Origin of the sequence: Thermus oshimai DSM 12092 (assembly GCF_000373145.1) — a bacterium.
Classification (GTDB): domain Bacteria; phylum Deinococcota; class Deinococci; order Deinococcales; family Thermaceae; genus Thermus; species Thermus oshimai.
In genome coordinates, this window is the sequence record NZ_KB890619.1 from 102,874 (window position 1) to 127,856 (window position 24,983).

Here is a 24,983-nt window from a genome sequence, read left to right on the forward strand (position 1 = left end):
CCATAGGGCCGAGGGGTACTATACCACCATGGGGTATTTAGTGCAAGCGGTTATCGTTTTTATCTGTTGTCCCCCGAACCCCCGATCCTGCCCCTTTCCGCCCGGGAGCGGAGCTTTTCCAGGTTCTTTTGGGCCACGGCCTCGAGGCTCACCCCCAGGTCCGTGGCCACCTGGGCCACGTACCAGAGCACGTCCCCGAGCTCCCATAGGAGGGCCTCCCGGGCCTCCTCCGTGAGCACCCCTCCGTGGTCCCGGAGCACCTTCTTCACCTTGTTGGCCAGCTCCCCCGCCTCCCCTGCGAGCCCCAGGGTGGGGTAGAGGAGGCGGTAGGCCTCGGGGTAAAGGGCGGTTTTCCGGGCCTCTTCCTGGTAGGCTTCAAGCGTCATAGGCCACCTCCTTGCGGATGGAGTACACCCGGCTCACCCCCCCCTCGGAGGTCACCCCGTAGAGGGCGTGGCAGGCCTCCATGGTGCGCTTCTGGTGGGTGACCAGGATGAACTGCCGCCCCGAGGCCAAAAAGCGGGCGAAGCGGTGCAGGTTGGCCTCGTCCAAGGCGGCGTCCACCTCGTCCAGGATGGCCAGGGGAAGCCCCCCCTGGAGCTCTCCTAGGGCGAAGAGGAAGGCCAAGGCCCCGAGGGTTTTCTCCCCGAGGGAGAGGAGGCGGAGGTCCTGGACCCTTTTCCCCTGGGGGAGGAGGAAAAGGCGAAGCCCCTTGCCCTCCCTTCTGACCTCCGCCTTGGCCCCAAGAAGGGCCTCCCCGTAGCCCCGGAAGGCCTCCTGGAAGCGGGCGAAGCTCCTTTTAAGCTCCTCCTGGTACTGGGCCTCCACGGCCTTGGCCTCGGCCTCGAGGCGGAGAAGGGCCTCCGTGGCCTCCGCCACCTCCTTTTCCTCCCCCGCCAGGGCCTCTTCCAGCCGGGCAAGCTCCCCTTCCGCCAAGGCGTTCACCGGGCCCAACGCCTCCCGCTCCCGTTCCGTTTGGGCCAGGCGCTGGGCCAGGGCGCGGCTCGAGCCGGGGATCCTCTCCCCTTCTGGAAGCTCGGAAAGCTCCCGCTCCACCTCCTCGAGGGTGGCCTCCCGGCGGGCCAGGAGGAGGGCCAGGCGCTCCCTTTCCGCAAGGAGGGCGTTTTTCCGGGTGAGGGCCTTGGCCTCCTCCTCCCTCAGGAGGGCCAAATGCCGGCGCACCTCCCCTAGGGCCCCTTCCAGCCTTTGGGCCTCCTCCCTGAGGGGGGCGTACCCTTCCAGGCGGGCCCCCAGCTCCGCAAGCCTGGCCTCCACCTTGGCCCTCTCCTCCTGAAGCCCCCTCCACTCCTCCCAAGCCTTCTGGAGAAGCCGCCAGCGGGCGTGGGCCTCGGCCCCCTCTAGGGCCTCTTCCAGCCTGGGGAGCTCCTCCTCCAGGGCCTTAAGCCGCGCCTCCCCGGCGAAGGCCGGGGGCGGGGAAGGGGGGGTGGGCCTTGGGGGGAGGGGGGCGGAGAGGCGCGCCCTTAGGGCCGCCACCTCCCCTTTGAGCTCCAGAAGGGGAGGGGCGGGGGTTTGGGCCAGGGCCGCTTTCAGGGCCTCCACCTCCCCTTCCAGCTGGGCTTCCTCCTCCTTGAGCGCCCGCACCCTTCCCCGGAGGAGGAGGACCTCCCCGCCCCCCTTAAGCCTTCCCCCGCTGATGGCCCCGGAGCGCTCCAGCACCTCCCCTTCCAGGGTCACCAGGCGCTCCCGTCCTCCCGAGCGCAGGTAGGCCAGGGCGCTATCCAGGTCCTGGAAGACCAGGGTGTCCCCGAAGAGCACCCTTAGCACGGCCTCCGCCTCCCCGGGCACCCGGAGGCGGGCCAGGGCCTGGGCGGGCCCCAGGAGGCCGGGGGCGGGACGGGGGGTGGGGGGCGGTGGGGGGCGGAGGAGGGTCAGGGGGAGGAAGGTGGCCCGCCCCCCCTCCCGCTTGAGGAGGGCGATGGCCCTTTTGGCCGCCTCCTCGTCCTCCGTGAGGACCCAGTGGAGCCTGGGGCCGAGGGCGGCCTCCAGGGCCACCTCGAGGCCCCTTGGGGCCTCCAGAAGGTTCGCCACCACCCCCACCACCCCTTCTAGGCGCCGCACCCGCCTGGCCCCCTCCTGCAGGTCGGCCCCCGAGGCCAAAAGGCGCTCCAGGCGCTCCCTTTCCCCCCTTAGGGCCTGGAGGGCCGCCTCCTTTTCCCGGAGGAGGGCCTCCCGCTTCCGCCGTTCCTCCGCCGCCCGTTCCCAAGCCCCAAGCGCCCGCTCCTTTTCCTGAAGAAGGGCTTTCAAGGCCTCCTTTTCCCTTTGGGCTTCCTCAAAGGCCCGAAGGCGCTCCTCGTAGCGGGCCAGGGCCTCCAGGTGCCGCCTCTGGGCCTCCTCCCAAAGGGCCCGTTCCCGCTCCAGGCGCCTTTTCTCTTCCCTTAGGGCCCTAAGCCTCGCCTTTAGGGCCTCCGGGGCCTCCTTGGGGGCGGGGGGCGGGGGCCCGGGCTCCTCGGGCTTGGGGCGGTCTAGGGCCTTGAGGAGGCGCTTCATTTCCTCCTGCTCCCGCCTAAGCCCCTCCTCCTCCTTAAGCCCAAGCCGCACCGCCTCCAGCCTTCCCCTTAGGGCCTCCTCTTCCTTCTGTAGGGCCTCCCGCCGCTCCAAGAGGCCCCTTAGCCCCTCCTCCAGCGCCCTCTCTTCCCCCTCCAGGGCCTGGAGCCGGGCTTTGGCCTCGGCCATCTCCGCCTCTATTTCCTCCTTGCGGGCGAGGAGGAGGCTTCGCTTGAGGGCCAGGGCCAGGAGGGCGAGCTCCCGGGCCCTTCTTGCCCGCTCCGCCTCTCCCCTTAGGGCCTCGAGGCGCCCCCTTTTCTCCCTTAGGGCCTCCTCCTTGGCGGCGAGGAGGGCTAAAGCCTCCTTTAGCCTTTCCTCCGTGGCCCGGCCCGCCTCGGCCACGGGCCTGAGCCCCGCGGCCTCCTCCAGGTGGGCCAGGAGGACCTCTTCCGGGGCCTCCAGAAGGGCCCCCACCTCCCCCTGGCCCACGATGGCGTACCCCCCCCGGCCCAGCCCCGTGCCCGAGAGGTGGAGGGCCAGGGCCTTGGCGCTTAGGGGCCTGCCGTTCACCCTAAACTGGCTCCGCTCTCCCTCAATCCTCCGCTCCACCACCAGGCGCTCCGCCCCCCGGGAAAGCTCCAGCCGCACCTCGGCGAAGCCCTTGGGGGGCCGGCCCTCCCCCCCCTGGAAGAGGAAGGCCTTGAGCTCCTGGCCCCTAAGCTCCTGGGCCCGGGCCCCGGTGGCGAAGCGGATGGCCTCCACCAGGTTGCTCTTCCCCGAGCCATTGGGCCCGATCACGCCCGTCACGGGGTCGGGGAAGTCCAGGACGGTCCTTTCCGCGAAGGACTTGAACCCCTGCAGGACGAGCCGGTCCAGGCGCCAGGTCTTCATGGCAGGCGGATGGGCTCCCTAAGGTCCAGGTGGGCGAGGCCCGGAACGGGCTCCCCTTCCGCCAGGAAGCGCACGGCCTCGTACTGGGGGAAGGTGGCGAGGAGGGTGTAGGCCAGGCTGTACACCCGGTAGGCCTCCTCCCCCACGGAAAGCCCCTTTAGGAAGTCCTTGGGCAGGTCCACCACCAGGGTCTTCCCCACGGGGAAGATGGCCTTGGGCAAGGGGGCAGAGAGGGCCTCGCTCCAGGCCTTTAGGGCCGCCTGGTGAGGGTCGGCCCCCGGGGGGAGCTCCTGGGTGAGGGTTTCCTTCCGGAAGCCCTGGGGGGGGTCTGGCCGGTGGAGGACCAGGGCCAGGGCCGTGGGCCGGGCCTCCTCCGCCGGGAGGGGGAGGGCTTTGGGGCCCTCTGGGGCTTGGCTCGCCCCGTAAAGCCAGAGGCCTAGGAGGAAGAGGATTAAACCGAAGAGATTCCAAAAAGTCAGGAACGCGCGCATGGCTTCACTCCAAGTAGGCCCGGATGGCCTCGGCCACCGCCTGGGCCACCTGGGCCCGGGCCTCGGGGGTCTTCAGCCGCTCCAGGCCCACCTCCAGGAGGACCGCGGCCCCGCTCACCCGGGTGAGGGCGTAGGGGCCTTCCGCCCGGGCCACCACCAGGCCCCGCTTGGCGAAGGCGGCCTCGAGAGCCTGGGCCAGCCGCTCGGGGCTGCCCGCGTAGACCTTGAGGAGGCGGGCCCGGTCGGGGGGGGAGGTTGCTAGGAGCCCTTCCGCGCTCCTCGCGAGGGGTGAGGGGCGGTCCTTGGGCAGGTAGAGGGCGATCCCTGCGCCCTGGGCCGCGTGGAAGGAGACCACCACCGAGGCCCGCTCCGCCAGGGCCAGCCTTTCCCCAAGGCTCAGGGTCTGGTCCCCCGTGCGGGTGAGCTGGGCCCCGGGGAGAAGGGCCGCGGTCCTCCGGGCCAGGTCCAGGGTGAGGTCCTTTTCCCTAAGCCCCCCCGCCTCCACCCCCGCGTCCTCCCCTCCGTGCCCGGGGTCCAGGAGGACGGTGGGCTTAGGGCTTGCGCGCCCCCAGGCCAGGACCACCCGCCCCCCGCCCGGGTAGTAGACCCGGTCGGGGGGGGTGGGAAGGGGGAGGAAAAGGCCCAAGGCCTCCTGTTCCAGCCCGGGCCCTTCGCCTCTCGCCAAGAGGAAGAGAACCCCCTCGGGGCGCACCACCGCGTTCACCTCCCGGTCAAAGCGGAAGACCCGGGGGTTTTCCCCCTCCGCCCCCAGGTAGGCCGCCCAGGGGAGGGTGAGGAAGACCCCTTCCTGGGCCCGGTACTGGAGGCCCAGGGCCTCGGCCAGGGGGCGCAAGGGCACGTAGACCTTCTCCCCCTGCCGCCAGGCGGCCCCCCTGGCCGCCGCCTCGGCCTCCTTGTCCAGCAGGGGGAAGGCCTTGTAGCGGGCCCCCAGGCCCAGGGCCACCTGGTCCTTTCCCTGCCAGAGGGCCAGGCCCAGCCCCCGGGCCAAAAGCCCCGCTTCCCCGTAGGATACCCCCCGCCCCCCCGGGTAGAGGGCCTCCCCCGTGAGGGCCCCCACCTTCAGGGGCTTGGGGGCCTGGGCCAGGGCCAACCCCAAAAGGAAAAGGACGACCCAGCTCCTCATAGCTCCTCCAGGGCGCGGCGCACGGCCATTTTCTTGTCGTCCGCCTTCTTCTCGTAGGCCTTCTTGCCCCGGGCCAGGCCCAGGAGGACCTTGGCGTAGCCCCGCTCGTTGAAGTAGATCTTCAGGGGCACCAGGGTGAGCCCTTTTTGCTCCACCTTTCCTAGGAGGCGCCGGAGTTCGTGCTTGTGGAGGAGGAGTTTCCTCCTGCGCCTGGGGTCCACGTTGGTGTAGGAGCCCTTCTCGTAAGGGGCGATGTAGAGGTTTTCCAGGAAGAGCTCGCCGTTTTCAAAGCGGGCGAAGCTCCCCGTGAAGTCCACCTTGCCCTGGCGGAGGGACTTGACCTCCGTCCCCTTGAGGACGATCCCGGCCTCGTAGGTTTCCAGGATCTCGTAGTCGTGGCGGGCGCGACGGTTCTCCAGCGTAGGCCGCACGGGGCCTATCTTACCCGATAGGCCTCCTCCCGGCGGTGCCGGAGGAGGGGGTACTTGGCCCGGTAGGCCCGCTGGAACTCGAGGTCGGGGCTGAAGAGGAGCAGGCCTTCCTCTTCCCGCACCCTAAGGAGGCGCCCATCCGGGCCCACGGCCAGGGAGGGGCTTCCCGTGTCCTCGCGGCTCGCCAGGAGGAGGTAGGCCTGGTTCTCCGCCGCCCGGGCCCGGGCGAGGACGGTCATGAGCTCCCGGTAGGCCCCGGGCCAGGCCGCCCCCACCAAAAACCCCTCCGTCCCCCCTAGGGCGTAGGCCCGGAAGAGCTCGGGGAAGTCCAGGTCGTAGCAGAGGGCGAGGCCAAACACCATGCCCGCCCGGAGGAGGACCGGCCCCTCCCCGGGGGTCACGCCCTCGTCCCCCTCCTCCCCTTCCGCCAGGTAGGGGTGGACCTTGTCGTAGGAGGGGCCTTCCGGGAAGGCCGCGAGGCGGTTCTTGCGCCTTCGGCCTTCCTCCGCCATGTACCCCGCGAGGAGGAGGAGCCCGGCCTCCGCGGCCAGCTCCTTTAGGGCCTCCTCCAACCCCAGGACCGGCGTCTTCCCGAAGAGGAGCTCGGGTAGGAGGAGGAGGGAGGCCCCCCGGGCCTGGGCCTCGAGGGCGTAGGCCCGCACGGCCCTCAAGGTAGCCCAGGGGTCCTCCCGGGGGGCGAGGTGCAAAAGGGCCAGGGTCACCTACGCCCCAGATAGCGCCAGGCGGAGGGGAGCAGGGCCGCGGCCAGGATGGCCTTCACCAGGTCCCCGGGGATGAAGGGGAAAAGCCCCAGGGCGAGAAGCCCGGAAAGCCCCACCGCCTTCCCCGCCCCCATAAGCCAGGCCCAAAGCCAGGGAAGGCCCACCAGGTAGAGGAGGGCGTTCCCCAGGAGCATGGCGAGGAGGGTGCCGGGGAAGCTCCGGTCCAGGCCCAGGCGCTCCACCAAGAGCCCCACCAGCCCCGCGGCCAGGGGGAAGGCCAGGAGGAAGCCCCCCGTGGGCCCCAGGATCTTGGCCAGGCCCCCCGCGCCCCCCGCGAAGACGGGCAGGCCCATGGCCCCTTCCAGGAGGTAGGCGAGAAGGGCCAGGAAGCCGAGCCGGCTCCCCAGGGCGGCCCCCACCAGGAGGATCCCCAGGGTCTGGCCGGTGATGGGCACCGGGGTGAAGGGGAGGGGGACGCTCACCTGGGCCAGGAGGGCCACGAAGAGGCTTCCCGCCAGGACGAGGCTCAGGTCGCGTCCCAGGGTCCTCCCCGGCCAGAGGGCCTTGGCCAGGGGTAGGTAGGGCAGGGCTTGGGTTTCCTTCATACCGTCTCCTTTCCGAACCCCTTCGGGTTCGTCAACCAAGCTATAGGTAAAGGGTTTACGGGTCAAGGTGTAGGCTGGAGGGATGGAGCCCGTCGCCACCTTTTCCCTGGTGGCCCAGGACCCCAGGACGGGGGACCTGGGCGTGGCCGTGGCCAGCAAGTTCCTGGCGGTGGGGGCGGTGGTGCCCTACGCCCGGGCCGGGGTGGGGGCGGTGGCCACCCAGTCCTACGCCAACACCACCTACGGGCCCAGGGCCCTGGCCATCCTCGAGGCCGGGGGTAGCCCCGAGGCGGTCCTCGAGGCCTTCCGCCGCACGGACCGGGACCTCCCCTTGAGGCAGTTCGGCCTGGTGGCCATGAGCGGGGAGAGCCTCACCTTCACCGGGGAGGCCTGCCACCCCTGGGCCGGAGGGCGGGCCGGACCGGGCTTCGCCGCCCAGGGGAACCTCCTGACGGGCCCCGAGGTGGTGGAGGCCATGGTGGAGACCTTCCTCCTTAAGGAAGACCTCCCCTTGCCCGAAAGGCTCGTGGAAGCCCTCCTCGCCGGGGACCGGGCGGGGGGGGACCGGCGCGGGCGCCAGTCCGCGGCCCTTTTGGTGGTGGGCGCGGGGAAGGGGTATGGGGGCTTTAGCGACCGCTACGTGGACCTGCGGGTGGACGACCACCCCGACCCCGTGCCCGAGCTCTTCCGCCTCCTTGACCTTCACCGCCTTCTCTTCTCCCGGCCCAAGGAGAAGCGCCCCTTGACCCCCGAGGAGATCCGCTGGCTCCAGGAGGCCCTAAGGCGGGCGGGCTACTATGGGGGAGAGGCCACGGGGACTTGGGACGAGGCCACGGAGGCCGCCCTCAGGGCCTTCCTCGGGGTGGAGAACCTGGAGGAGCGCTACGCCGGGGGCCCTGAGCTGGATGAGGGGATCCTGGCCCACCTTAGGGCGCGCTTGGCCGGAGCCTGAGCTTTCCGGCCCGCCCTCCCTGGGGTGGCCCCTTGCGGCGGATGGGCTAGGGGGTTACCCTAGGGAAAAGGCCTATGGAAAAACCCCAGGATAAACCGGATGGACAAGGATGCCTTAGGGCTTGGAGGGGGTGGGCCCATGGCTGAGCACCCCTGGCAAAGGGCCCTTCTTTCCTTGCGGTACATCGGCTCCGCGGGGGCGCGGCGGGCCCTCCTTTATGCCTTGGTGCGCGACGCCTGGAACCGGCGCCTCCCTCCCCCTAAGGGCCCCTGGCGCCCTGTGGGACCTCCCCTGGCCATGGAGGCCCTTCCCGGCGGGGCCCGGTTCCGCTTCCCCGAGGCCGAGCTCGAGGCCCTCCTCTTCCCCTGGGGCCTCCGCCTCACCTGGAGCCCGGGCCGCCTGCCGCCTTCCTATTGGAACCCCGAGCTTTCCCCCATAGAGCCCCTAAGGGAAGAGCGGGAGGGGCGCTTCGCCTTGGAGGCCCAGGGGGTGCGACTGGAGGTGGGGCCGGAGGGCCTCCGTTTCCTCAGGGCGGGGCGGGTTTTCCGGCGCGAGGCCCTGCCCGAGAGGCGGAAGGAGGCCTGGCGGCACCGGGTGGCCTTGGCCCCGGGGGAGAGGCTTTATGGCCTGGGCTCCGTGGCGGCCCCTTTGGACCGGAGGGGGCGGGCCTACCGCCTCTGGAACCGGGATGTGGGGGGAAGCTATGGCCCCGAGGAGGGTCCCCTTTACCTCACCATCCCTGTCCTTCTCTCTCAGGGGCCTGAGGGCGGGCACCTGGTCTTCTACGAGAACCCCCACGAGGCCCTGGTGGACCTCTCCCAACCGGAGGAGGCCCTCTGGACCTTTATGGGGGGCGCCCTCCGCTACCACCTCTTCCCCGGGGACCCAAAGGAGGCCCTCTCGGCCTACACCGCCCTTGTGGGCCGGCCCCCCTTGCCCCCGCGGTTCGCCCTGGGGTTCCACTACGCCCGCTGGGGGCTTTCCACCGAGGAGGAGGTGAGGGAGGTGGCCGAGGGGTTTTTGGCCCGGGGCCTGCCCCTTTCTGCCCTGCACCTGGACATCGACTACATGGAGGGCCACCGGGTCTTCACCGTGGACCGGGACCGCTTTCCCCATCTGGAGGAGCTTGTTGCCGACCTCCGGGCCAAGGGGGTGCGTACGGTGCTCATCCTGGACCCCGGGGTGAAGGCGGAAAAGGGGTTTCCCCCTTACGAGGAGGGCCTTAGGGAGGGGGTGTTCTGCACCCTACCTGGGGGGGCGCTTCTCAAGGCCCCCGTTTGGCCGGGGTGGTGCGCCTTTCCCGACTTCACCCACCCCAGGGCCCGGGCCTGGTGGGGGCGGTGGGTCCAAACACTTTGGCGCCTGGGGGTGGGGGGGTTCTGGCTGGACATGAACGAGCCCGCGGCCTTCGCCGCCTGGGGGGATCCCACCTTCCCCCTTCCCACGCGGCACGCCCTCGAGGGGGAGGAGGGGGACCACCGCCTGGCCCATAACCTCTACGGCCTTCTCATGGCCCGGGCCACCTACGAGGCCCTGAAGGGGGAAACGGCGCGGCCTTTCCTCTTTTCCCGTTCGGGCTGGGCCGGGCTTGCCCGCTACGCCTGGAACTGGACGGGGGATGTGGAGAGCTCCTGGCCCGCCCTGAGGCGCACGGTGGGCATCGTGCTCGGGCTTGGACTTTCCGGGGTGCCCTACACGGGTTCGGACATCGGGGGTTTCAGCGGCCACCCCTCTTCCGAACTCTTCCTGCGCTGGTTCCAGGTGGGTGCTTTCATGCCCTTCTTCCGCGTCCACTCCGCCATCACCACCCCCAGGCGGGAACCCTGGCGTTTTGGCGAACCGGTGCTCTCGGTGGTCCGGCGTTTTTTGGAACTGCGCCAGGCCCTTTTACCCTACCTCTACACCCTCGCCTGGGAGGCCTCCCAGACCGGCCTGCCCCCCGTCCGGCCCCTCTTCTTCCTGGACCCCAGCGCGGAGGCCGAGGACGCCTTCCTCCTGGGGGAGGCCCTCCTGGTGGCCCCGGTGCTGGAGGAGGGGGTGAGGGGGCGCTCCGTGCCCCTGCCTCGCGGGCCCTGGTACGAGTTCTGGACGGACCGCCTCCTGGAAGGCCCGGGGGAGGTCCAGGCTGAAGCCCCCTTGGACAGGATTCCCCTTTTCGTTTGGGGCGGCGCCGCCCTGCCCCTGTTGGAGGGGGAGGGCCTCACCCTGCACCTTTACCCCGACCGAGAAGGCCGGGCCGAGGGCCTCCTCTACTGGGACGAGGGGGAAGGGGAGGGGCCTTTCCGGCTGGACCGGTTTCGCCTGGAAGGGGGTCGCCTGCTCTGGGCAGAGGAAGGGGCCTACCCCTGGCCCTGGGAGGGGCTTGGGGTCCGGCTTCACGGGAAAGAGCTTCTCGGCGCCTGGGTGGAGGGGCGCTGGTACGGGGCGAGGGAGGGGCGGCTTCGCCTTCCTCCTTTTCGGGAGGCCCGGTTGGAGGTGAAGGGATGAGGGCGCATTTTTTGGCCCATGGAGCGGGGCGACCTGGGGAGCTTCCAGGGGTGGGCTGGCGGGAAGTGGCGCTACCCCACCAGTGGAGCCTGGAGGGCGTGGAGGCCGAGGCGGGCTGGTACCGCCTCCAGGTGCCCCAGGGGGAGGGGCGGCGCTTCATCAGGGTCCTGGGGGATTACTCTAAGGAGGCCTGGCTGGAGGGGGCCTACCTGGGGCGGCACGAGGGGTATTTTGAACCCTGGCTCTTGGAGCTTCCCCCAGGCGAGGAGCTCCTTCTCCGGGTGGCGGCCCCCAAGGACCCCGGCTGGCCCCGGTTCAAGCGGCAGGTGAAGGGTATTTTCGGCCAGCACGACTGCCGCCCCGGGGGAACCACGGAAAGGGGCCAGGAGCGGGGGACGGGAGGGCTTTGGGGTGGGGTGGAGGTCCTCTTCCGGCCCGAGGCGGCCCTCCTGGCCCTCCGTCACCGCCTAAGCCCCAGGCCCGGGGGCTGGCGGCTTCTCGTGGAGCTCGAGGTGGACGCCTTGAGGGCCCTGGATGGGAAGGCCGAGCTTCGCCTGGTGCCGGAGAACTTTCCCGGGGAGGCCCTGAACCGGGAGGCCCCCTTGGCCCTGGAGCCGGGAAGGCGGACCTACCGCCTCCTTTGGGACCTGCCGGAGATGCCCCTATGGGAGGTGTGGGAGCGGGGGTTTCCCCACCTGTTTCGCCTCGAGGCCAGGCTCCTCGGGGCCAGCCTCTCCGTCCCCCTGGGGTTCCGCACCGTGGCCCTGGATGGGGAGGGCTGGCTTCTCCTAAACGGGCGGCGGCTTTTCCTCCGGGGGACCAACATCATCCCCACCCAGTGGCTTGCGGCCTACGGGGAGGGGGCCGCCACCCGGGATGTGGCCCTCCTCAAGGAGGCCAACCTCAACGCGGTCCGGGTTCACGCCCACGTGACCCACCCTGCCTTCTACCGGGCCTGCGACCGGGAAGGGGTCCTGGTCTGGCAGGATTTTCCCCTCCAGTGGGGCTACGCCGAGGACGAGGCCTTCTTGCGGGAGGCCCTCCGCCAGGCCCGGGCCATGGTGGACCTCCTGGGGGCGCATCCCTCCATCTACCTCTGGTGCGCCCACAACGAGCCCGCCCACAACCGCAAGACCCTGGCTCCTCTCGTGGCCGCCGAGCTCCGGGCGGCCGACCCCACCCGGCCGGTGAAGGAGGCCTCGGACTTCCGCGAACACCCTTACCCCGGCTGGTACTGGGGCCACCTGCGGGACTTCCTGGCCCTGCCCGGAAAGCCCCTTCCCTCGGAGTTTGGGGCCCAGGCCCTGCCCCGGGCGGAGCTCTTAAGGCGGGTCTTGGGGGAGGCCGCCTGGCCCCCGGACTGGCGGGTCTGGGCCTACCACAACTTCCAGCCCCACGAGACCTTCCGGGTGGCGGGGGTGGGGATGGGGGAGAGCCTCGAGGCCTTCGTGGAGGCCTCCCAGGCCTACCAGGCCGAGCTCCTCCGGTTCGCCATCCACGCCTACCGCCGGGCCAAGGGGGAGGTGGTGGGGTACTTCCAGTTCATGTTCGTGGAGCCCTGGGAGGGCATCACCTGGGCGGTTTTGGACGTGGACCGGGTGCCCAAGAAAGGCTTTTTCGCCCTCCGGGAGGCGAGCAGCCCCGTCCTCCTCTCCCTGGTGCCCTACCGGGAGCGGCTGGAGGTGGGGGGGCCTCCGCTCATGGAGGTCTGGCTGGTCTCCGACTTGGAGCGGGCGGTGGAGCTGGAGATCCGCTTGCGCCTGGAGGGCCCGCAAAACCTGGCCCTTTGGGAGGGGCGGGTGGTCCTGGGCCCGGGAGAGGTGCAGCGGGTTTTCCACCTGATGGAGCTCTGGGAGGCCCCCGCGGAGGTCCAGGCGGGCTTCCTGCCCGTGGTCCAGGCCCTCCGCCAACTGCCCCCAGGGCCCTACCGTTTGCTGGGGGAGGCGTGGGAGGGGGAGCGGCTCTGGTCCCGTACGGTGGTGGCGGTGGAATACCTCGAGCCCATCCATGAAAGGGGGACGGCATGGTAAGGAACGTTTGGGAGGCGCTGGGCCTTTCGGGCAAGCGGGTCCTGCTCCTCCACCACGACGACCTAGGCCTAACCCACGCTCAGACGGAGGCTTACCGGGCGCTGGGCTTTCCTACCGGCTCGGTCATGGTCCCAGGGGGGTGGGGGGTGGGGCTTAGGGGGGCGGACCTGGGGGTTCACCTCACCCTGACCAGCGAGTTGCCCGCGCCCCGTCTCCGGCCCCTAACGCCGGGGAAGAGCCTACGGGACCCCACCGGCCATTTCTGGCCCACCCTCGAGGCCGCCTGGACCCACCTGGACCCCGGGGAGGTGGAGGAGGAGCTGGAGGCCCAGGTGCGCCTAGCCCGGGCCTGGGGCCTGGACCCCACCCACCTGGACGCCCACATGGGGGCGGTGTTGCGCCCGGAGCTGGCCGAGGTGTACCTGCGTCTGGCCGAGCGGCACGGCCTGCCCCCCCTTCTTCCGGAAAACCTGGAGGAGCTTGGCCCCCCGCCCCTTTTCCTCCCGGAACTCAAGCGCCTCCTGGAACGGGCCCCTTTCCCCAAAGTCTGGGTGCTGGACGGGTACGGGGTGCCGCCCGCGGAGCGGAAAGCCTGGCTGGTGGAGCGTTTGGCTGCTTTGGGACCGGGGGTGTACCAGCTCATCCACCACGCGGCCCTGCCCACCCCGGAGAACGCGGCCTTGCCCGATGGGGAGGGCCGGTCGGCCGATCTGGCCCTCCTTCGGGACCCAGAGGTGAAGAGGGTGCTGGAGGAGTTTGTCCCCCTCACCTGGCGGACGGTGGGGGAGGCCTGGCGGAGGGGGCGGTGAAGACCCCTCCTTGGCGTTACGCCCTGGGCACTTTGGGCCTCATCCTCCCGTCCCAGACCTTTGGCACCTTCTTTGCCTATTACTACGTGGATGTTTTAGGGCTGGCGGTGGGGGCTTTTGCCTTGGCCCGCACGGTGTACTCCCTCTGGGACGCGGTGAACGACCCTATGTTTGGCTACCTCTCCGACCGCACCCGCACCCCCTGGGGCCGCCGTCGCCCCTGGCTCATCGGGGGGCTTCCTTTCTTGCTGCTGGCCTTTGTCTTGACCTTTGCCGTGCCTGAGGTTTTCCGGGGGCCGGCCCTGTTCTGGTACTGCTTGCTGGCCCTCCTGTTCTTTGAAACCTTCTCTGCCCTTCTTTGGGTCAACTATATGGCCCTCTTTCCCGAACTCTTCCGCACCCTGGCGGAGCGGGCCCGGGCCAACGCCTTCCGGCAGGGCTTCCAGATGGTGGGGCTTATCGTGAGCCTGGCCTTTTCCCCTTTGCTTTTTGACCGCATCGGTTTTGCCCTCACGGCCCTCCTTTACGCGGGGCTTGGGGGGATCCTGGCCCTGGTGTCCTTCCTAGGGTGCCGGGAGGACCCTGAGGCTCAGAAAACCCCTGCCGTGGGGTTTCTGGAAGCCTTTCGCTACACCCTGACCAACCGGGCCTTTTGGATCTTTGCCCTGGCCAACGCCCTCTTGCAGTTCGTCCTGGGCACTTTGGGGGCGGGGATCCCCTTTTACGTGCGCTACAGCCTGGGTCTAGGACCGGAGGCCGCGTCCTTGCTCTTCGGGGCCACCTTCCTCCTGGCCGTGCCCCTCGTGACCCTTTGGGCGCGGTGGGCTGTGGCCTGGGGGAGCAAGCGGGCCTGGATGGCGGCCATCGGGGTGCTGGCCCTGGCCAGCCTTCTCCTCTACCTGCCCCACACCCTGCCCCAGGCCCTTCTCGCCGGGGCAGGGGTAGCCCTGGGGCTGAGCGGGGTCCTGGTCCTGGGGGATGTGATCATCGCCGGCATCATTGACCGGGATGCGGAGGCCACCGGCACCCGGCGGGAGGGGGTTTACTTCAGCGTGAACGGGTTCATCGGGCGGCTTTCTGGACCTTTGCAGGGATTGACCTTCGCCCTCCTGGCCCTGCTCTTCGGGTATGTGAGCGGGGAGCACCCTGGCCCCCGCCCGGATGAAGCCTTCCGCTTTTTCCTGAGCGTGCCGCCCTTTCTGGCCGGGGCGCTGGCCTTTTTCCTGGCCCGCTCCTTTCCCGAAGCCCACCCCTAGAGGGGCTTATCCCCACCCCCATCCTTCCTTATGGCTTTCCCTTTCCCCATAAGGGGTAGAATGCCCCCTAAGGCCCCTTTGGGGGCGGAAGGAGGAACGCTATGAAGGTAGGCATCAACGGATTCGGCCGCATCGGGCGTCAGGTCTTCCGCATCCTCCACGCTCGGGGCGTGGAGGTGGCCCTGATCAACGACCTCACGGACAACAAGACCCTGGCCCACCTTCTCAAGTACGATTCCATTTACCGCCGCTTCCCCGGGGAGGTGGGCTACGACGACCAGAACCTCTACGTGGACGGCAAGGCCATCCGGGCCACGGCGGTGAAGGACCCCAAGGAGATCCCCTGGCGGGAGGCGGGGGTGAGCGTGGTGGTGGAGTCCACCGGGGTCTTCACCGACGCGGAGAAGGCCAAGGCCCACCTCGAGGCCGGCGCCAAGAAGGTCATCATCACCGCCCCCGCCAAGGGGGAGGACGTCACCATCGTCCTCGGCGTAAACCACGAGCAGTATGACCCCCAAACGCACCACATCCTCTCCAACGCCTCCTGCACCACCAACTCCCTGGCCCCGGTGATGAAGGTCCTGGAGGAGGCCTTTGGGGTGGAGCGGGCCCTCATGACCACCGTCCACTCCTACACCAACGACCAGCGGGTCCTGGACCTGCCCCATAAGGACCTGCGCCGGGCCCGGGCCGCGGCGATCAACATCATCCCCACCACCACCGGGGCGGCCAAGGCCACGGCCCTGGTCCTTCCCAGCCTCAAGGGGCGCTTTGACGGCACCGCCCTCAGGGTCCCCACGGCCACGGGGAGCATCTCCGACATCACCGCCCTCCTCAAGCGGGAGGTGACCGCGGAGGAGGTGAACGCCGCCCTCAAGGCCGCGGCGGAGGGGCCCTTGAAGGGCATCCTGGCCTACACCGAGGACGAGATCGTCCTGCAGGACATCGTCATGGACCCCCACTCCTCCATCGTGGACGGCAAGCTCACCAAGGCCCTGGGCAACCTGGTGAAGGTCTTCGCCTGGTACGACAACGAGTGGGGCTACGCCAACCGGGTGGCCGACCTGGTGGAGCTGGTCCTCAAGAAGGGGGTCTAGATGCGCACCCTGCGGGACCTAGACCCTAAGGGCAAGCGGGTCCTGGTGCGGGTGGACTACAACGTGCCCATCCAAGGAGGGGTGGTCCAGGACGAAACCCGGATCCTGGAAAGCCTCCCCACCCTGCGCCACCTCCTGGAAGGGGGGGCCTCCTTGGTCCTCCTCTCCCACCTGGGCCGCCCCAAGGGGCCGGACCCCAAGTACTCCTTGGGCCCCGTGGCCGAGGCCCTGGCCCGGCACCTCCCCGGGGTGCGCTTCGTCCCCCACCCTCCCGGCTCGGAGGAGGCCTTTAGGGCGGTGGAGGGGCTAAAGGCGGGGGAGGTGGCCCTTTTGGAGAACGTCCGCTTTGAGTCGGGGGAGGAGAAGAACGACCCCGGGCTTGCCGCCCGCTACGCCCGCCTTGGGGAGGCCTTCGTGCTGGACGCCTTCGGGAGCGCCCACCGGGCCCACGCCAGCGTGGTGGGGGTGGCGAGGCTCCTCCCCTCCTACGCGGGCTTCCTCCTGGAGAGGGAGGTGAAGGCCCTTTCCCGCCTTCTCCAAGACCCCGAGAAGCCCTACGCGGTGGTCATCGGGGGGGCCAAGGTCTCCGACAAGATCGGGGTCTTGGAAAGCCTCCTTCCCAAGGTGGACCGCCTCCTCATCGGGGGGGCCATGGCCTTCACCTTCCTTAAGGCCTTGGGGGGCGAGGTGGGGAAGAGCCTGGTGGAGGAGGACCGCCTGGGGCTCGCTAAGGACCTCCTTTCCCGGGCCGAGGCCTTGGGGGTGAAGGTCTACCTCCCCGTGGACGTGGTGGCCGCCCAAAGGATAGAGGCCGGGGTGGAGACCCAGGTCTTCCCCGCGGACGCCATCCCCATCCCCTACATGGGCTTAGACATCGGCCCCAAGACCCGGGCCCTTTTCCGCGAGGCCCTTTCCGGGGTCAAGACCGCCTTCTGGAACGGGCCCATGGGGGTCTTTGAGGTGCCCCCCTTTGACGAGGGGACCCTCGAGGTGGGCCGGGCCCTTTCGGAGCTCCAGGGGGCCTTCACCGTGGTGGGGGGCGGGGACTCGGTGGCCGCGGTGAACCGCCTAGGCCTTAAGGACCGCTTCAGCCACGTGTCCACCGGGGGCGGGGCCAGCCTGGAGTTTTTGGAGAAGGGGACCCTGCCGGGGATTGAGGCCCTGGAGTAGGCCTGCCCCAAAACGGGGTAAGCTAAGGGCATGGGGCATGGAAGGGCCCACCTGGAATCCCAACTGAAGCGGGCCCTGGCCGAGGAGATCCGGGGGTTGGATGACCCCCGGCTTTTCCTCCTCACCGTGGAGGGGGTGGAGCTTTCCCCGGACGGCCGCCTCCTCACGGTCTACGTGGAGGCCTTCGGGGAGGCGGGGGAGGCCCTTAAGGCCTTGGCGCGCCTCTCTTCCCGCCTGCAGTCCGCCCTGGCCCGCCGCGTGCGCCTGCGCCACCTTCCCCGCCTGGAGTTCCGCCCATGGAGCACCTGACCCGCATCAAGGTCCGCTACGCGGAAACCGACCAGATGGGGGTGGTCCACCACTCGGTCTACGCGGTCTACCTCGAGGCCGCCCGGGTGGACTTCCTGGAGGGGGTGGGCCTGCCCTACCACGAGGTGGAGGCGAGGGGGGTCTTCTTCCCCGTGGTGGAGCTTGGCCTCACCTTCCGCGCCCCCGCCCGCTTTGGGGAGGAGGTCCTCGTGCGCACCCGCCTGGCGGAGCTCTCCTCCCGCGCCCTCCGCTTCGCCTACCGGGTGGAGGGGCCCAAGGGACTCCTTGCCGAAGGCTTCACCCGCCACCTCTGCCAGGTGGAGGGGCGGGCCGCCCGCATCCCCGAGGCCATCCTACAGCGCCTCAGGCCCTATACAATGGGCCCATGACCGATGCCTTCACCCTTTTTGAGCGGCACGTGAACCCTGGCCTTGCGGGCCTTCTCCGCTTCACGGGCCTGGACCGGGTGGAGTCCCACGCGGAAGGGCCCTACGTCTGGGATACCACGGGGAAGCGCTACCTGGACTTCCTGGGCCTCTACGGCACCCTGAACCTGGGCCACCGCCACCCCAAGGTGGTGGAGGCGGTGAAGCGCCAGCTGGACCGCATGCCCATGTCCGTGCGGGTCCTGGTCTCCGAGCCCACCGCCAGGCTCGCCGCCAAGCTCGCGGAGATCACCCCCGAGGGCCTGGAGATGGTCTTCTTCGGCAACTCCGGGGCGGAGGCGGTGGAGGCGGCCATCAAGCTCGCCCGGGCCCACACGGGCCGCCCCACCCTGGTGACCACCGAGGGGGGGTTCCACGGGAAGACCATGGGGGCGCTTTCCCTCACCCCCAGGCCCCAGTACCAGGACCCGGCCAAGCCCCTCCTTCCCGGGGTGCGGGTGGTGCCCTACGGGGACCTTAAGGCCCTGGAAGAGGCCATGGACGAGACCGTGGCCGCGGTGATCGTGGAGCCCGTCCAGGGGGAAGGGGGGATCCGGGTGCCCCCGGAAGGGTACCTGAGGGGCGTGCGGGAGCTCACCCGGAGGTGGGGCGCCCTGATGATCGCTGACGAGGTGCAGACCGGCCTAGGCCGCACGGGGAAGCTTTGGGGTGTAGAATGGGAAGCGGTCGCCCCGGACCTCCTCACCAGCGCCAAGGCCCTAGGGGGTGGGGTGATGCCCATCGGGGCCTGCGTGGGGCGGCCTGAGGTGTTCTCGGTCTTCAAGGAAAACCCCCTCTACCACTCCTCCACCTTCGGCGGCAACCCCCTGGCCGCGGCGGCGGCCCTGGCGGCCATCGAGGTCACCCTGGAGGAAAACCTGCCCCAGCGGGCCCTGGAGGTGGGGGCTTACCTGATGGAGGGGCTTAAGGGCTTGGCCGAGGCCTTCCCCCACCTCATCGCCGAGGTGCGGGGCCGGGGGCTCATGCTGGGGGTGGAGTTCCAGGACGCGGACATCGGGGCCCTGGTGGTGGCGGAGCTGGCCGAAAGGGGGGTTCTCACCGCCTTCGGGCTCAACAACCCCAAGGTGGTGCGCCTCGAGCCCCCCCTCATCATCGGCAAGGAACACGTGGACGAGGCCCTTTCCGCCCTGGAGGAAAGCCTCAAGGCCACGGAAAAAGCCCTGGAAGGGCTCTTATAGGATGGAAGAAACCTTACTGGAGTTTTTCAAAAGGACGGGACGGCCCCACCGGCTGGAAGAGGTCTTCCGCCGCCTGGGGATCCCCAAGGCCGAGGCCAAGGCCTACCTCAAGGCCTTGGTGCGCAAAGGGCTTCTGGAGAAGAAGGGGAGCCTCTACTACCTTCCAAACCGCGTCCAGGGGCCCATCCAGATCCACCGGGACGGGTACGGCTTCGTGCGCCTTGGGGAGAAGGACCTCTTCATCCCCCCGGGGTACACGGGGGAGGCCTGGCCGGGGGATGTGGTGGAGGCCCGGGTCATGCCCCCTGGGCGGGACGGCCGCCCCTGGGGGGTGGTGGAACGGGTTCTTAGGCGGGCCCGGGAGCGCCTGGTGGGCACCCTGGACTTCCGAAGGGGGTACGCCGTCCTCATCCCCGACGAGCCGGGCCTGCCCGAGCTCAAGCTCCACCCCGAGGGGCTCCACGGCCTCAAGCGGGGGAGCCGCATCGTGGTCCAGGTCCACTACGAGAGAAGGCCCTACGGGGAGTTTTTGGAGTACCTGGGGGAGGGGGATAGCCCCGAGACGGAAACCGAGGCCGTCATCGCCAAGTACGGCCTCCGGGCGGAGTTCCCCGAGGAGGTCTTAAAGGAGGCGGAGGCCATTCCCCTTGCCATCCCCGAGGCGGAGCTAAGGCGGCGGGAGGACTTCCGCGCGCTCAGGGTCTTCACCATAGACGGGGTGGACGCCAAGGACTTTGACGACGCCATCCACATCGAGGTCCTTCCCGACGGCTACCGCATCGGGGTCCACATCGCCGACGTCTCCCACTACGTGAAGGAGGGAAGCCCCCTGGACCGGGAGGCCTTCCTGAGGGGGACCAGCGTCTACCTCCCGGGCCGGGTCCTCCCCATGCTCCCGGAAAGGCTTTCCAACGGGGTCTGCTCCTTGGTCCCGGGGGAGGACCGGTTGGTGCTTTCCGTCCTCTTCCACCTGGACAAGGACCTGAAGGTGAAGCGGGTGCGCTTCGCGGAAGGGGTCATCCGCAGCGTGGCCCGCCTCACCTACACCGAGGTGGAGGCCTTTGCGGAAGGCTTTGGCCTCCCTGAGGAGCACGCTTTCTTGGCGGAGGACCTAAGGCATTTCCTCCACCTCACCCAAAGGCTCCGGCAGAGGCGGCTGGAGGAGGGGGCCCTGGACTTCAGCTTCCCCGAGGTGAAGGTGGAGGTGGGGGAGGGGGGGGAGCTCCACCTCATCCCCCAGCAGGAGCCCAAGGCCCGGAGCCTCATTGAGGAGCTCATGCTCCTTGCCAACCGGGCCGTGGCCGAGCACCTGGTGAAAAAGGGGCTCCCCGGGCTCTTTCGGGTGCACGAGGAGCCCTTGGAGGAGGCCTACGGCCGCTTAAGGACCGCCCTTCAAAGGCTCGGCTACACCCTGCCGGAGGAGGTGGAGGGCAAGGCCCTCCAGCGGGTGCTCCTGGAGGCCAAGGGCCGCCCCGAGGAGCCCGTGGTGGCCAACCTGGTCCTGCGCTCCCTTAGGCTTGCCCGCTACGCCGCGGAGAACCTGGGCCACTTCGGCCTGGCCATGGCCCACTACCTGCACTTCACGAGCCCCATCCGCCGCTACCCCGATCTCGTGGTCCACCGGGTCCTGAAGGCCCTCCTCCGCCGCACCCTCACCCCGGCCAAGAAGGCGCGCTGGCTGGAAACCTTCCCCCAGGTGGCCGAGCACGCCTCGGAGATGGAAAGGAAGGCGGAGGCCGCGGAACGGGAGCTCACCAAGTACTACATGGCCAAGTGGGCCGAGCTCCACGTGGGGGAGCGCTTCTCGGGCCGGGTCACGGGGGTGGCCTCCTTCGGGGCCTTCGTGAGCCTGCCCAATGGGGTGGAGGGGCTGGTGCGCCTCGAGGCCTTAGGGCCCTTCACCTACAGCGAGGAGGCCCTGGCCCTCCTCGGGCCCAAGGGCGCGCGCATCCGCCTGGGGGACCCCATGGAGGTGGTCATTGCCGGGGCCAACCCCCGCCTGCGGCAAATAGACCTCCTGCCCTACCGCGAGGAGGCCCCAAAGAAGGCCAAGGCGGGGTCCGCCCGAGCCCGGCGGAGGTAACCCAGGGCCCCCGCCGAAGCGCAAGCTTGGGTGGGGTTCCTAGAAGGCTACGGTCCCCGCCCCCACGGCGCTTAGGGTGGGGGCCTCGAGGTCCAGCCGGTAGGCCAGGACCGCCCCCTGCCGCCCCTCTAGGAGGGGGAGGAGGGTGGCCGCCACCTCCACCGCGTCAATGCGGGTGGGGTTCCTCCCCAGGTGGGCCAGGGCCCCTTCCGCCTCCCCCCGGGCGAGCCTCTCCAGGAAGCCCAGGTCCTTTTCCCGGGCGGCCTCCGCCAGGGCGGGGTCTAAGGGCCGGTCCCCGAAGCGGGGCCCCACGTGGGAGAGGTCCACCGCCAGCACCAAAAGGCCCGGGAACTCCCCCATGAGCACCCTAAGGGCCTCCCCGAGCTCGGGGCTCCGCTCCCCGATGAGAAGGGGGAGGAGCTTGGCCTCGGGGTAGACCCCTTTCAAGAAGAAGAGGGGAAGCTCCAGGCTGTGTTCCTCCCGGAAGGCTAAAGGGGTGTTGAAGAGCTCAAAAGGCAGGAGGGCGTCCAGGGCCTGGAGGGCTTCTAGGTCGGGCTCGGCGGGGCCGAAGGGGGTGGCGAAGGGCACGGGGAGGGCCGCGGCCTTCTCCTTGAGGGGCCGGTGGGCCACCCCGAGGAGGTAAATCCTTTCGGGGGGCGGGGTCTTCTCCAGGCTCGCCAGGGCCGCCCCGTAGGCCTCGGGGACCCGGGAGGGCTCCAGGTGGGGCATGAGGAGGACCTCGGCCCTTCGCCCTTCCCCGGGGAAGCTGGCCCGGAAGGCCCTCAGGAAGGCCCGGGCGGCCTCTCCTTCCTCGGGGTAGGAGCGGCCCGCCAGGCGCATGGGGCGCTCGCGCTTGAGCTCCTCCTCCGCCTCCTTGAGCCTCCGTTCCACCTCCTCCGTGAGGAGGAGGCCTGCGCCTTCTAGGGCCTTGACGAACCCTTCCAGCTCCTCCTTGGGGAGGAGGACCCCCTGCTTTAGGAGTTCGGTCTGGACCTCCTCCAGGGTCTTCCCCTCGAGGAGCCTCAGGAGGTAAAGCCCCCCCTCCGTGACAAAGACGGGCTCCGGAAAAACCCCGTAGGGGTCCAGGAGCAGAAACCCCCCTTCCGTAGGGACCACCTGGGGTGGGTTTAGGCAAAGCCTCATGCCCCTTAGCCTAGCGCGAAGCGGGCGAGGAGGAAGGCCTCCGCCTCGGCCCGGGTTTCCACCTCCCCCAGGGCCTGGGCCTCGAGGAGGGCCTCCAGGGCCCGCCCCACCTCTGGCCCCGGCTTCAGGCCCAAAAGGGCCATGACCTCCTCCCCGGAGAGGAGGGGCTTTTGGGGAAGGGGGGTCTTCAGGGCCTCCTGGTAGGCCCAAAGGAGGGCCCAGGCCTCCTCCGCCACCTTCTTGGCCCCCAGGCGGTCTGCGGCCTGCAGGTAGGGGAGGGCGGGGAGGAGGGCCTGGCGGCGGAAGTAAAAGCGCCTTAGGGCTTTTTTCTCCTCGGGGGGGCGGTCCATGTGCCGGCGTATGAGCCCCGCCGCCTCCTCCACCGCTTCCTTGGAAAAGCCCAGAAAGCCCAAGGCGGCCCGGGCCACCTCCGCCCCCACCTCCGCGTGGCCCAGGAAGCGGAAGCGCCCCACCTTGGGGTCAAAACGGCGGGTGAGGGGCTTGCCTGCGTCGTGGTAGAGGGCGGCGAGCCGCGCGGAGAGAGGGGCCTCCGGCCAGAGCCAAAGGAGGTGGAAGAGGACCGAAAGCGTATGCCGCCAGGCGTCCAGGTGGTGCACCCCGCCCTGCTCCAGGCCCACCAGGAAGGCCAGCTCGGGAAGGTACACCTCCAAAAGGCCCACCTCCGCCAAGACCCCAAGCCCAAAAGCCGCCCTGGGGGAGAGGAGAAGCCGGGTGAGCTCCTCCCGCACCCGCTCCCGGGCGGGGAGGAGGTGGGGGTTTCCCTGGAGAAAGGCCGCGTGCCGCCTCAGGGCCGCCCGCGTGGCCTTGGGGAGCCCGAGGCTCAGGCTGGCGGCAAGGCGCACAGCCCTAAGGCTTCGCAGGTGGTCCCCGTAGAGGTTTTCCTCCCGCACGGGCACCAGGACCCTTCTCCTCAGGTCCTCCTCCACCCCCCGTAGGCCAAAGACCCTACCCCTAAGGAGCGCCAGGGCGTTTAGGCGGTAGTCCCGGCGTAAGAGGTCGTCCTCGAGGCCCCCCTCCAGGGGCGCGAAGTCCAGGGTGTACCCCCCCGCCACCACCCGGTACTGCCCCCTTTCCTCGTCCAGCGGGAAGAGGCTTCCCGAAAGGGCCGCCTGGGCCTCCTCCGCCGCCCTCAGGGGGTCTTCCGCTAGGAAGTCCAGGTCCTTGGGGCGCCGCCCCAGGAGGAGGTCCCGCAGGGCCCCCCCCACGGGGATGGCCCCCTTGGGGGTATAAAAGGGGAAGTGGAGCGGAGAAAGCGGGCGAAGCACCCCTTCATTATCGGCCTCACGGGGAACATCGGGAGCGGCAAGAGCACCGTGGCCCGCCTCCTTAGGGCCTGGGGCTACAAGGTGGTGGACGCGGACGAGCTCGCGAGAAGGGCTCGGGAGAACAAAAAAGAAGAGCTCAAGCGCCTCTTCCCCGAGGCCTTCCGGGGGGAGGAGCTGGACACCCGCGCCCTGGGCCGCCTGGTGTTCTCCGACCCTGAGCGCCTGAAGGCGCTGGAAGCCCTCCTCCACCCCGAGATCCGCCGCCTTTTGGAGGAGGAACTGAAGGGGCTAGAGGGGGAGCGGGTGGTTTTTCTGGAAATCCCCCTTCTTTTTGAAAAGGGCTGGGAAGGGCGGCTGGACGGGGTTTTGCTGGTGAAAGCCCCTCTGGAACTCCGCCTGGAGCGGGTCATGGCCCGCTCGGGGCTTTCCCGGGAGGAGGTGTTGGCCCGGGAGCGGGCCCAGATGCCGGAGGAGGAGAAGGCGGGGAGGGCGGACTGGGTCTTGGAGAACCGGGGGGGCCTCGAGGAGCTTGAGGAAAACCTCAGGGCGATCCTGCGCGCCATAGAGGCCAAAGCCGAAGGAGCCAGGGAAGGGCGGTAAGGAGCCCAAACCCCACCCCAAGCCCTTCCCAGAAGAGCCCGGCGAAAAGGGGAAGGCTTAAGGAGGCCCCAAGAAGGGCGGGCTCCCTGCGCCTCGTCCAGGCCCAGAGGCCCAGGAAGATGAGGCCAGGACCCAGGAGAAGCCTGGGGTCCACGGCGAAAAGGACCCCCAGAACCGGGGCCACGCCCCCCGCCTGCCCCAGGAGGAGCCAAGGGGAGAAGGCCTGGCCCCAGGAGGCTCCCACCCCCCCCAGGAGCCCGCCCAGGGGGTTTTGGGCGAGAAACTCCCCCAAGGCCACCGCGGAAAGGCCCTTGCCCAGCTCCAAAAGGAGCACCAGGAGGCGGGGAAAGGGGCTAAGCCCCTCGGGCCCTACCCCCCTGAGCCCGGCGAACCAGTAGGCGAAGGGGAGGCTTCCCAAGGCGTAGCCCACCAAAAGCGCCAGCGCCACGGGGAGGAGGATATCACACGGTCCATCCCCACGGGCGTGGGGACTACGGGGGACCCTTCCGCCACACGGCTGGTTTTTTGGGGTCCATCCCCACGGGCGTGGGGACTACTGGCGTGGAGGAGGACCATGAACACGAGGACGCGGTCCATCCCCACGGGCGTGGGGACTACGTAGTTGACTATCCAGGGCCCGCTGGAGCGACCGGTCCATCCCCACGGGCGTGGGGACTACCTGGTCCCGGCCCACGAGCGCCTGGGGACGGCCGGTCCATCCCCACGGGCGTGGGGACTACGCGGGAGCCCCCACGGGTTTTCATTGGAATCCGGTCCATCCCCACGGGCGTGGGGACTACGCTTCTTCTCCCGCCGCTGCCGCTCCCTCTCCGGTCCATCCCCACGGGCGTGGGGACTACACCACCTCCAGCGGGTTAGAGGTGCTGGCCAGCGGTCCATCCCCACGGGCGTGGGGACTACCTACTGGACTACCCCCTACCCCAGCCTCCCCGCGGTCCATCCCCACGGGCGTGGGGACTACGCCAGGTTGTGCCAGGTAACACCTGGCACAACCGGTCCATCCCCACGGGCGTGGGGACTACGGCTTGGGCTTGGCTTCAGCCTTGGCCTTGGCCGGTCCATCCCCACGGGCGTGGGGACTACTCGCCCTGACCACCGCCATCCTGGGCCAGAACCGGTCCATCCCCACGGGCGTGGGGACTACGCGGGGGTGTTCGGGGGGCACAGCAGTACCGCCGGTCCATCCCCACGGGCGTGGGGACTACGGTGCGGCTCGTGACCAGGTAGCCATGGGGTACGGTCCATCCCCACGGGCGTGGGGACTACAGCCAGCCCCGAGGCTCCTGGTAGGTGTTCACCGGTCCATCCCCACGGGCGTGGGGACTAC

The 24,983-nt window shown here is 69.7% G+C and carries 22 protein-coding genes and 1 CRISPR repeat array; of the genes, 12 read left to right on the plus strand and 10 right to left on the minus strand.

The genetic code is table 11. The annotated features are described in order from the left end of the window. Positions 1-59 precede the first annotated feature (59 nt). Genes B043_RS0107970 through B043_RS0108000 form a run of 7 tightly spaced genes read right to left on the minus strand, consistent with a single transcriptional unit; the run spans position 60 to position 6,789 of the window. Positions 60-386 (minus strand): nucleoside triphosphate pyrophosphohydrolase family protein, encoded by a 327-nt coding sequence (locus tag B043_RS0107970; RefSeq protein ID WP_018461581.1) that lies wholly within the window; start codon positions 384-386, stop codon positions 60-62. Beyond that, positions 376-3,396: an AAA family ATPase gene (locus B043_RS0107975; protein ID WP_018461582.1), complete on the minus strand. Its 3,021-nt coding sequence runs from the start codon at positions 3,394-3,396 to the stop codon at positions 376-378. Before B043_RS0107975 ends, B043_RS0107970 begins: the two co-directional genes overlap by 11 nt. Then, positions 3,393-3,887: a GerMN domain-containing protein gene (locus B043_RS0107980; RefSeq protein WP_018461583.1), complete on the minus strand. Its 495-nt coding sequence runs from the start codon at positions 3,885-3,887 to the stop codon at positions 3,393-3,395. The genes B043_RS0107975 and B043_RS0107980 overlap by 4 nt, the downstream gene beginning before the upstream one ends. 4 nt (positions 3,888-3,891) lie before the next feature. Continuing rightward, positions 3,892-5,031 (minus strand): N-acetylmuramoyl-L-alanine amidase family protein, encoded by a 1,140-nt coding sequence (locus tag B043_RS0107985; RefSeq protein WP_018461584.1) that lies wholly within the window; start codon positions 5,029-5,031, stop codon positions 3,892-3,894. After that, positions 5,028-5,462: an SsrA-binding protein SmpB gene (gene smpB / locus B043_RS0107990; protein WP_016329162.1), complete on the minus strand. Its 435-nt coding sequence runs from the start codon at positions 5,460-5,462 to the stop codon at positions 5,028-5,030. The genes B043_RS0107985 and smpB overlap by 4 nt, the downstream gene beginning before the upstream one ends. 5 nt (positions 5,463-5,467) lie before the next feature. Continuing rightward, positions 5,468-6,184 (minus strand): carbon-nitrogen hydrolase family protein, encoded by a 717-nt coding sequence (locus B043_RS0107995; RefSeq protein WP_018461585.1) that lies wholly within the window; start codon positions 6,182-6,184, stop codon positions 5,468-5,470. Continuing rightward, positions 6,181-6,789 (minus strand): biotin transporter BioY, encoded by a 609-nt coding sequence (locus B043_RS0108000; protein WP_018461586.1) that lies wholly within the window; start codon positions 6,787-6,789, stop codon positions 6,181-6,183. Before B043_RS0108000 ends, B043_RS0107995 begins: the two co-directional genes overlap by 4 nt. A gap of 82 nt (positions 6,790-6,871) precedes the next feature. Between B043_RS0108000 and B043_RS0108005 the strand changes: the two genes are divergently transcribed. From B043_RS0108005 to rnr, 11 genes are all read left to right on the plus strand, one after another. Next, positions 6,872-7,741 (plus strand): DUF1028 domain-containing protein, encoded by an 870-nt coding sequence (locus B043_RS0108005; RefSeq protein WP_018461587.1) that lies wholly within the window; start codon positions 6,872-6,874, stop codon positions 7,739-7,741. Positions 7,742-7,879: 138 nt separating this feature from the next. Continuing rightward, positions 7,880-10,228, plus strand: coding sequence for a glycoside hydrolase family 31 protein (locus B043_RS0108010; protein ID WP_038036990.1), 2,349 nt, complete (start codon positions 7,880-7,882; stop codon positions 10,226-10,228). Next, positions 10,225-12,258: a glycoside hydrolase family 2 TIM barrel-domain containing protein gene (locus B043_RS0108015; protein WP_026234190.1), complete on the plus strand. Its 2,034-nt coding sequence runs from the start codon at positions 10,225-10,227 to the stop codon at positions 12,256-12,258. Before B043_RS0108010 ends, B043_RS0108015 begins: the two co-directional genes overlap by 4 nt. Continuing rightward, the gene (locus B043_RS0108020; protein WP_018461590.1) at positions 12,252-13,067 is read left to right on the plus strand and encodes a carbohydrate deacetylase; all 816 of its coding nucleotides are present in this window, start codon (positions 12,252-12,254) and stop codon (positions 13,065-13,067) included. Before B043_RS0108015 ends, B043_RS0108020 begins: the two co-directional genes overlap by 7 nt. Beyond that, positions 13,064-14,323, plus strand: coding sequence for an MFS transporter (locus tag B043_RS0108025; RefSeq protein WP_018461591.1), 1,260 nt, complete (start codon positions 13,064-13,066; stop codon positions 14,321-14,323). Before B043_RS0108020 ends, B043_RS0108025 begins: the two co-directional genes overlap by 4 nt. A 101-nt stretch (positions 14,324-14,424) precedes the next feature. Further along, positions 14,425-15,420, plus strand: coding sequence for a type I glyceraldehyde-3-phosphate dehydrogenase (gap, locus tag B043_RS0108030; RefSeq protein ID WP_018461592.1), 996 nt, complete (start codon positions 14,425-14,427; stop codon positions 15,418-15,420). Next, positions 15,421-16,590 (plus strand): phosphoglycerate kinase, encoded by a 1,170-nt coding sequence (locus B043_RS0108035; protein ID WP_018461593.1) that lies wholly within the window; start codon positions 15,421-15,423, stop codon positions 16,588-16,590. A gap of 30 nt (positions 16,591-16,620) precedes the next feature. After that, on the plus strand, positions 16,621-16,899 hold the full coding sequence (locus tag B043_RS0108040; RefSeq protein WP_016329168.1) for a ribosome-binding factor A: 279 nt from the start codon (positions 16,621-16,623) through the stop codon (positions 16,897-16,899). After that, positions 16,887-17,288, plus strand: coding sequence for an acyl-CoA thioesterase (locus tag B043_RS0108045; RefSeq protein ID WP_018461594.1), 402 nt, complete (start codon positions 16,887-16,889; stop codon positions 17,286-17,288). Before B043_RS0108040 ends, B043_RS0108045 begins: the two co-directional genes overlap by 13 nt. Beyond that, complete coding sequence (locus B043_RS0108050) at positions 17,285-18,523, plus strand: aspartate aminotransferase family protein (RefSeq protein ID WP_018461595.1); 1,239 nt, start codon at positions 17,285-17,287, stop codon at positions 18,521-18,523. Before B043_RS0108045 ends, B043_RS0108050 begins: the two co-directional genes overlap by 4 nt. Position 18,524: 1 nt before the next feature. Next, entirely contained in the window at positions 18,525-20,606 is a 2,082-nt protein-coding gene (rnr, locus tag B043_RS0108055) for a ribonuclease R (RefSeq protein ID WP_018461596.1), read from the plus strand. A 39-nt stretch (positions 20,607-20,645) separates the two neighbouring features. Here the strand turns inward: rnr and amrB are convergent, their stop codons facing one another. Continuing rightward, the gene (gene amrB / locus B043_RS0108060) at positions 20,646-21,749 is read right to left on the minus strand and encodes an AmmeMemoRadiSam system protein B (RefSeq protein WP_018461597.1); all 1,104 of its coding nucleotides are present in this window, start codon (positions 21,747-21,749) and stop codon (positions 20,646-20,648) included. A gap of 5 nt (positions 21,750-21,754) precedes the next feature. Then, positions 21,755-23,035 (minus strand): HD domain-containing protein, encoded by a 1,281-nt coding sequence (locus tag B043_RS0108065; protein WP_018461598.1) that lies wholly within the window; start codon positions 23,033-23,035, stop codon positions 21,755-21,757. Between B043_RS0108065 and coaE the strand changes: the two genes are divergently transcribed. Next, a complete protein-coding gene (coaE, locus tag B043_RS0108070; RefSeq protein ID WP_018461599.1) occupies positions 23,009-23,635 on the plus strand; it encodes a dephospho-CoA kinase in 627 nt (208 codons plus the stop codon). The genes B043_RS0108065 and coaE overlap by 27 nt on opposite strands. Here the strand turns inward: coaE and B043_RS0108075 are convergent. Then, positions 23,577-24,083, minus strand: a complete 507-nt coding sequence (locus tag B043_RS0108075) for a glycerol-3-phosphate acyltransferase (protein ID WP_026234191.1) — start codon at positions 24,081-24,083, stop codon at positions 23,577-23,579. The two genes, coaE and B043_RS0108075, sit on opposite strands and share 59 nt — an antisense overlap. 18 nt (positions 24,084-24,101) lie before the next feature. Continuing rightward, a CRISPR array of direct repeats spans positions 24,102-24,983; the repeat unit is 29 nt; unit sequence CGGTCCATCCCCACGGGCGTGGGGACTAC.

Excerpts from the sequence above, each read along its gene's own strand:
- B043_RS0107975 (WP_018461582.1), bottom strand. The coding sequence starts at position 3,396 with ATGAAGACCTGGCGCCTGGACCGGCTCGTCCTGCAGGGGTTCAAGTCC.
- B043_RS0108010 (WP_038036990.1), top strand. The coding sequence starts at position 7,880 with ATGGCTGAGCACCCCTGGCAAAGGGCCCTTCTTTCCTTGCGGTACATC.
- B043_RS0108005 (WP_018461587.1), top strand. The coding sequence starts at position 6,872 with ATGGAGCCCGTCGCCACCTTTTCCCTGGTGGCCCAGGACCCCAGGACG.
- B043_RS0108000 (WP_018461586.1), bottom strand. The coding sequence starts at position 6,789 with ATGAAGGAAACCCAAGCCCTGCCCTACCTACCCCTGGCCAAGGCCCTC.
- B043_RS0107985 (WP_018461584.1), bottom strand. The coding sequence starts at position 5,031 with ATGAGGAGCTGGGTCGTCCTTTTCCTTTTGGGGTTGGCCCTGGCCCAG.
- B043_RS0108015 (WP_026234190.1), top strand. The coding sequence starts at position 10,225 with ATGAGGGCGCATTTTTTGGCCCATGGAGCGGGGCGACCTGGGGAGCTT.
- B043_RS0108020 (WP_018461590.1), top strand. The coding sequence starts at position 12,252 with ATGGTAAGGAACGTTTGGGAGGCGCTGGGCCTTTCGGGCAAGCGGGTC.
- amrB (WP_018461597.1), bottom strand. The coding sequence starts at position 21,749 with ATGAGGCTTTGCCTAAACCCACCCCAGGTGGTCCCTACGGAAGGGGGG.
- B043_RS0108045 (WP_018461594.1), top strand. The coding sequence starts at position 16,887 with ATGGAGCACCTGACCCGCATCAAGGTCCGCTACGCGGAAACCGACCAG.
- B043_RS0108040 (WP_016329168.1), top strand. The coding sequence starts at position 16,621 with ATGGGGCATGGAAGGGCCCACCTGGAATCCCAACTGAAGCGGGCCCTG.
- B043_RS0108035 (WP_018461593.1), top strand. The coding sequence starts at position 15,421 with ATGCGCACCCTGCGGGACCTAGACCCTAAGGGCAAGCGGGTCCTGGTG.
- gap (WP_018461592.1), top strand. The coding sequence starts at position 14,425 with ATGAAGGTAGGCATCAACGGATTCGGCCGCATCGGGCGTCAGGTCTTC.
- B043_RS0108050 (WP_018461595.1), top strand. The coding sequence starts at position 17,285 with ATGACCGATGCCTTCACCCTTTTTGAGCGGCACGTGAACCCTGGCCTT.
- B043_RS0107970 (WP_018461581.1), bottom strand. The coding sequence starts at position 386 with ATGACGCTTGAAGCCTACCAGGAAGAGGCCCGGAAAACCGCCCTTTAC.
- B043_RS0107980 (WP_018461583.1), bottom strand. The coding sequence starts at position 3,887 with ATGCGCGCGTTCCTGACTTTTTGGAATCTCTTCGGTTTAATCCTCTTC.
- rnr (WP_018461596.1), top strand. The coding sequence starts at position 18,525 with ATGGAAGAAACCTTACTGGAGTTTTTCAAAAGGACGGGACGGCCCCAC.